At 44.4% G+C, this 2,581-nt stretch carries 2 protein-coding genes and 1 pseudogene; 2 read left to right on the top strand and 1 reads right to left on the bottom strand.

Annotation, left to right across the window (positions count from 1 at the left end):
* Nucleotides 1-231 (top strand): annotated as a pseudogene (locus tag VIP81_RS04105) (ABC transporter); the annotation flags it as partial.
* Between the two features lie 157 nt (nucleotides 232-388).
* Nucleotides 389-829 (top strand): DUF3276 family protein, encoded by a 441-nt coding sequence (locus VIP81_RS04100; protein WP_331957204.1) that lies wholly within the window; start codon nucleotides 389-391, stop codon nucleotides 827-829.
* Between the two features lie 330 nt (nucleotides 830-1,159).
* Here VIP81_RS04100 and pgi read toward each other — a convergent pair.
* A partial coding sequence (gene pgi / locus VIP81_RS04095; RefSeq protein WP_331957203.1) for a glucose-6-phosphate isomerase occupies nucleotides 1,160-2,581 on the bottom strand: 1,422 nt, incomplete at its 5' end.

Here is a 2,581-nt window from a genome sequence, read left to right as displayed (position 1 = left end):
CGTACTGAAAAAGAGATCATTGGCAACCTGTACGCCTATCTGAAAAACAAAACCGCTATCATCATTACTCACCGCATCTTTGCGCTGTTTGAATTCGATAAAATCATTGTGCTGGACGAAGGAAAGATAGTGGAAGAAGGTACGCATAGTGATTTATTATCATTGAATGGCTACTACGCAGAGTTATACGCGCGCCAGCAATCCGGAGAAGATGAAAGCGTAACTGAATAGCAATCATGTTCTTGTATATCCCCTGCGGAGGCCAGTTACACGCGGCTTTTATGATTTTTCAAAATCATTTAAAAATATTTTGATATTTGTAAAACAATAGTATATTTGTCTCTTATTGTAACAGGATTTGATTCGTTAACACTTAAATCTATCAACTGTGGCGTACGAAAACAACAATCAACAGGAAAGAAACAATGATAGCATCTTTTCTAAACGATTGAAAGCGGGCAAAAGAAGAACGTACTTCTTTGATGTAAAGACCACTCGGGGAAACGACTATTTTCTTACTATAACAGAAAGTAAGAAGCGTTTTAATGACAACGGTTATGACAGGCACAAAGTATTCCTGTACAAGGAAGACTTTAACAAGTTCCTGAACGCACTAACCGAAACCATCAACTATGTTAAGACTGAGTTGATGCCCGATTTCGACTTTGATGCCTACAACCATGATTATGTGCAGGAAGAACAGGACGAAACAGAAGCAGATGGATCTGAAGTACGCGCTTCAGCCACTGTGGAAGAAGAAGTTGTTCCTGTTGAGGCGTCAGTAGCCGCTCCGGCTTCACATAGCTCAGACGAGGTAGACAAATGGTAAGATTTTTACTTTAAATTTTTTACTTAAAAATAATAGGCAACCCCCGGATTTCTCCGGGGGTTTTTCTTTGTACGCGAGTTGAGAGGAGGGGATCGCCTTCGGCGATTGTCTTTATCAGGATTTAGATGATTAGCCGTGGTTTAGATAATTTTAGTGTAACGGATTTAAGATTAAAAAATAAGGGAGATAGAAGCGAATACCCGCTCATATCTCCCAAAATCTTTTAAATCTTCCCAAATCATAAAAGTAACAAATCTGGAAAATCATCTTCATCAGTATAATCCTGATAAAGACAATCGCCGAAGGCGATCCCCTCCGCGCTCTTCCGTATTAAACCTTCGCCCGCATTGCTTTCCAGGCATTGATCAAACCGTTGGTGCTGGCATCGTGGTTCAGCACCACGTCGTTGTTCTCCAGTTCCGGCAGTATTTTGCTGGCTAATTGTTTACCCAGTTCCACACCCCATTGATCAAAGCTATAGATGTTCCAGATCACCCCCTGCACGAAGATCTTATGTTCGTATAGGGCTATCAGTGAGCCCAGGGAACGCGGGGTAATTTCCTTCAGCAGGAAAGAGTTCGTAGGACGATTTCCCGGGAATATTTTTGAGGGTAAGATGTTGGCTACCTCTTCTGCAGAAGCGCCGGATTTTTCCAGCTCCGCACGTACTTCCGCCTCGGTTTTACCATTCATCAGTGCTTCCGTTTGTGCGAAGAAGTTAGACAATAGCTTCACATGATGATCACCGATTGGGTTATGACTGATGGCCGGTGCGATAAAATCGCAGGGGATCAGGCGGGTACCCTGGTGAATGAGCTGGTAGAAGGCATGTTGTCCGTTGGTACCAGGTTCGCCCCATACAATCGGGCCGGTTTGGTAACTAACGTTGTGGCGGGTACGATCTGCCGACTTACCATTGCTTTCCATATTTCCCTGTTGAAAATACGCCGCAAAGCGGTGCATGTATTGGTCGTATGGAAGGATGGCTTCTGTTGCACTGCCAAAGAAGTTGCCATACCAGATGCCGATCAGCGCCATGATAGCGGGGATGTTTTGTTCCAGTGGCGTTTCGGAGAAATGATTATCTGCCGCATGCGCACCATCCAGTAACTGTATGAAGTTATCGAAACCGATAGTCAGTGCTATAGATAAGCCAATAGCGGACCACAGGGAATAACGGCCACCTACCCAATCCCAGAATTCAAACATGTTGGTAGGGTCAATACCAAAAGCAGTGACCGCTTTTTCGTTGGTAGACAATGCCGCAAAATGTTTGGCTACAAACTTTTCGTCTTTGGCATGTTCCAGGAACCAATTGCGCGCAGTATGTGCGTTGGTCATGGTTTCCTGTGTGGTAAAGGTTTTAGAGGCAATCAGAAACAGGGTTTCATCCGGCGTTATTTTCTTCAGCGTTTCAGCAATGTGGGTGCCATCTACGTTGGAAACGAAGTAAGTCTGTATGTTTGGCTTCCAGTAAGGCTTCAGCGCTTCCGTCACCATTACCGGACCCAGGTCGGAACCACCAATACCGATGTTTACAATATAACGTATAGGCTTACCCGTATATCCTTTCCATTCACCGGAATGTATTTGCCGGCAGATGTGATCCATTTTATTCAGTACTGCTTTTACATCCGGCATTACATCGCGGCCATCCAGGAAAACAGGTTTGTCTGAGGTGTTACGTAAAGCCGTATGCAGTACGGCGCGGTTTTCGGTAACATTGATTTTTTCCGCACCAAACATCGCTTT

The organism is Chitinophaga sp. (assembly GCF_036566945.1).
GTDB lineage: Bacteria > Bacteroidota > Bacteroidia > Chitinophagales > Chitinophagaceae > Chitinophaga.
This window is presented reverse-complemented; position numbering and strand designations above follow the sequence as displayed.